The sequence below is a fragment of the Sphingobium sp. ba1 genome (genome assembly GCF_000743655.1).
GTDB lineage: Bacteria > Pseudomonadota > Alphaproteobacteria > Sphingomonadales > Sphingomonadaceae > Sphingobium.
In genome coordinates this window covers 1-1,739 of the sequence record NZ_JPPQ01000064.1, presented here as the reverse complement: position 1 = coordinate 1,739, position 1,739 = coordinate 1, and the positions used below count along the sequence as shown (strand labels likewise).

The following is a 1,739-nucleotide window of genomic DNA, read 5'->3' as shown; positions in this document are numbered from 1 at the left end:
CCCGTCGCGCGCAAGGTGGTGGGGAAGACATTGGCGATCAGCGCATAGAGGCCCACGACCGACCCATTGGCCAGGAAGCCCAGCACGAAGGCGGCGATCTGCAGCCAGAGGAAGTCGGCCGGCACCACGCCGAACACGGCCACCGCGATACCCGCGCCCGCCATGGCCAGCAGCAACAACCGCCGCAGGCCGAGCCAGGGCGACAGGAAGCCGAGCGTCAGCCCCCCGATCGCCCCGCCCATATTCATGAAGACCGACACGATGCTGGCGCGCGAAGGGTCGAACCCCAGATCGACCACCAGCGAGGGCGCCCAGCCCAGCGCATAGTAGAAGGTCATCATGTGCAGGCCGTAGACGATGATCAGCGCGATCGTGATGACTCGGTAGCGATCAAGGAACAGCGCGCGCATCGACGCTTTGGGCAGGTTCAGCGCGACCAGTTGCGCCGCTTGCGGCTGGCCCAGCCGGCGCAGGATGACGTTGATCTTGGCCAGCGCATCGGGCGCGCCGCGCGTCGCCAGCCAGCCGATCGATTCAGGCAGGAACAACAGCACGAGCGGTATCATCAGCGCCGTCGCGCCTGCGCCAAACAGGAAGATCGCTTCCCAGCCGTCGGTGCGCAGCAATTGCGCCGCGCCCCAGCCACCGATGATGCCGCCGACCGGATAGCCCGCCGCCATGATGCTGACGGCCAGGTCGCGGCGGCGGCGATTGGCGAATTCGGCCGACATGGCATTGATCGCCGCCAGCATCGCGCCCAGACCCAGGCCCGTCAGGATGCGCAGCACACTCAGCATCACCACCCCTGTCGCGAAGGCGGAGGCGAGCATGCCGAACGTCATGATGACCAGGCACAGCAAAATCTGCCGCCGCCGCCCGATGCGATCGGCCAATTGACCGAGCGTCAGCGACCCGATCACCATGCCGACCAGGCCGGTCGAGACGATGATGCCGATCGCGCTTGGCCCAACGCCCCAATCCTTCGCGATGCCCGGCGCGGCAAAAGTCACCGCCAGCACGTCGAACCCGTCGAGCGCGTTGAGCAGGAAGCAGATGAAGATCGCCACCACCTGCGGCAGGCGCATCGGCCGGTCTGCCAGGATGCTGCGCGGATCATCCGCAGGCAGGGTTATGCTCGACATGGGGGACATTCTCTCCGGCACTTGTTTCGCCATTGTATGCTGGCGAAACAATTTGCCAAGTCAAATCGCCGGTGCCTCGTCCGTGTTAGAGCGAGATCAGCGCGTCGAGCGCCAATGCCCCCTTGCCCTGCGGATAGACGATCACTGGGTTGAGATCGACCTCGCGGATCGCCGGGGTCGCCGCGACCATCTGGCCGAGCCGCTGGACCACGTCGGCGACCGCTTCGATGTCCATGACCGGCGCACCGCGGAAGCCGTCGAGCAAGGGGGCCATGCGCAGTTTGCGAATCCGCGCGATGATCGCGGCGCGCGGCAGGTCGGGCGGGAGCAGGCAGACATCGTGGAGCAGTTCGGCCGCGACACCGCCAAAGCCGACCAGGATGGTCGTGCCCCAATGCGGATCGTTGCGCGCGCCGACGATCAGTTCGACGCCCTTGTCCGCCATTCCCTCGACCAGCACGCCGTCGAGCGTCAGGTCGGGGCGGGACGCAGCGAGATTGGCAGCGAGGCGCGCCCAGCCATCGGCCAGTTCCTCGCGGTTCTTGAGGCCGACGATCACGCCGCCGGCATCGCTCTTGTGCGGCAGTTCGGGCGATT

Annotated in this window: 2 protein-coding genes; both read right to left on the bottom strand. The window is 66.8% G+C overall.

All coding sequences use genetic code 11. The features are described from left to right. A partial coding sequence (locus tag IL54_RS02920) for an MFS transporter (RefSeq protein WP_037473097.1) occupies positions 1 to 1,142 on the bottom strand: 1,142 nt, incomplete at its 3' end. Positions 1,143 to 1,227: 85 nt separating this feature from the next. Beyond that, on the bottom strand, positions 1,228 to 1,739 hold a 512-nt coding region (locus IL54_RS02915), incomplete at its 5' end, for an acetate--CoA ligase family protein (RefSeq protein ID WP_037473095.1).